This window comes from Collinsella aerofaciens (assembly GCF_020709435.1).
Lineage (GTDB): Bacteria > Actinomycetota > Coriobacteriia > Coriobacteriales > Coriobacteriaceae > Collinsella > Collinsella aerofaciens_AU.
In genome coordinates this window covers 1-1,822 of record NZ_JAJFDP010000039.1, presented here as the reverse complement: position 1 = coordinate 1,822, position 1,822 = coordinate 1, and the positions used below count along the sequence as shown (strand labels likewise).

Below are 1,822 nucleotides of genomic sequence, written 5' to 3'. Positions count from 1 at the left end.
GCAGGCAGAGGCCGGTCAGCAGGTTGCGGCTGGCGTCCGTGAAGAACCTCTGGCCCGAGGAGAAGGCGTCGGGCACGATGGCGGACGACAGCTCGCGGAGCTCCGCCACGGCGCCGGCGACGCCCTCGGTCCCGAGCGCCGAGATGGCGCGGTCGAGGGGGTTGAACCTTGCCGACTTGACGGGCTCGTCGAGCCGGATGGCGACGACCTCCATCCCGGCCCTCCTGGCGAGTGGTTCGGTCCATGCGCGGATCTCGGACTTCGGGTCGTGGACGATGACGGACGTCGGGGCCCCGTGGGCGTTGCGGTCGATCGCGGCGGCCACGCTGACGGCAAGAGACCTTCTCGTCTTGCCTGCGCCGCTGCCCGCCCTTATGAGGCAGTGGACGGCGGGGACCATCGCGATCCCGCCGCCGATGCAGCCGGCCGCAACGAGCCCCTCCGCGGCGGCCTTCCCGTCCCAGGGAGGGCAGCGCCTCGCGACCCTGGACGGCCTCGACTCGAGCCAGGCGTCCCCGTGCGTGCGCGTGGGCGCGCGATCGCCGGCGAACGTCCCGTCGTGGAGCCTCGCCCATGAGCGGGCCCAAGAAACGAGGCCGAGGATGAGGACGGCCGTCGCGACGAGGGCGAGGGCCGTGAGCATCTCTCCTATCTCGCCCGACGCCGCCGCGTCGGCGACCGCTTCGAGAGGGCTGCGGAAGACGCAGTCGGGCTCGGGCCCCGGGTCGCCCGCGGGCAGCCGCAGTAGGGCGGAGAAGCCCGAGATGAGGGATGCGGTCCACCATCTGGCGTAGCCCCAGGCGCCGGCGGTCGCGGCGCAGGCGACGCCGGCGGCGATGCCGTGGCCCGCGAGCGTGCCGGCGAGCTCCCTTTTCATGTCGCGGTTGAAGGATTTCGGTTTCATCTCGTGATCGTCCTCTCTATCCTGTTCGCTATCTTCAGCGCGGGGACGCTCGACGGCCCGGTGCCGCCGGAGGCGAGGATCCTCAGGGTCGCGGCGATGAGCCGCAGCGCCCTCTCGCCGGCCTCGTCCCCCATGTCGCGCCCGCCGGCGTCCCGGGCGGCCTCCCTGGCGACCAGTGCCGCCATCGCGGTGGCGCGCCCGAGGGCCGGACCGGGCGACGGCGCATGCCTGAAGGCCCGATCGGCCGAGGGGCACCCCCTGAGGTCTGCCGGCTCGAGGTCCCGGCCGCGCGCGACCTTTCGCTCGAGCCTCTCGAGGCGCGCCTTCGGGATGCAGGCCCGGGCCTCGGTGGCGAGTCCGGCCTCCCGCCGCCTCTCCACCGCCGGGCCGGTTGCCGGGGCGCCGCGCCGCGCCGGCGTCTGCTCGCGCGCCGGCACCCTGTCGGGTACCAGGACGCGCAGAGCCGCGTTCTCACATCTGAGGCTGAGGTCGGCGGCCGCCTTGCGGGCGTAGGCGTCCCGTGCCTCCCCGGTCAGGCACTTGAGGCCGGCGCACCTCTCGACCGCCTTCTTATAGCGGTCCAGTGCACCGGCGAGCTCGGGGGAGCCGGATGCCGCCCGGTCGAGGGCCTCCCTCAGCGCGGCGGAGGCCTCCGGGTGGAAACGCCTGAGGTGGGCGGCCTCGATCCTTCCGTCCGGCGGCAGCTCGATATCGAAACGGTTCCGGTCGATGCGGGAGACGGCGTCCAGCGCGGCCTCCCTCGCGAGGTCGCGCTCGATGTAGGCCTCCCGCAGCAGCGGCGCCATGGCCTTCGAGGAGATCTCGAGCCGCGCCGCCTCCATCTTCCGCTTGGGGAGCAGCGCGTCCCAGTCGCCCTCGCGGTCGATCGTGAGGATGTGGACGTGGTGGCTCGTGCCG

Annotated in this window: 2 protein-coding genes; both read right to left on the bottom strand. The window is 73.5% G+C overall.

What is annotated here, in order from left to right:
* Positions 1–904 (bottom strand): type IV secretory system conjugative DNA transfer family protein (locus LK493_RS10030; RefSeq protein WP_227790921.1); only part of this gene is annotated, 904 nt, incomplete at its 3' end.
* Positions 901–1,822 (bottom strand): hypothetical protein (locus LK493_RS10025; RefSeq protein ID WP_227790920.1); only part of this gene is annotated, 922 nt, incomplete at its 5' end. The genes LK493_RS10025 and LK493_RS10030, both read right to left, overlap by 4 nt.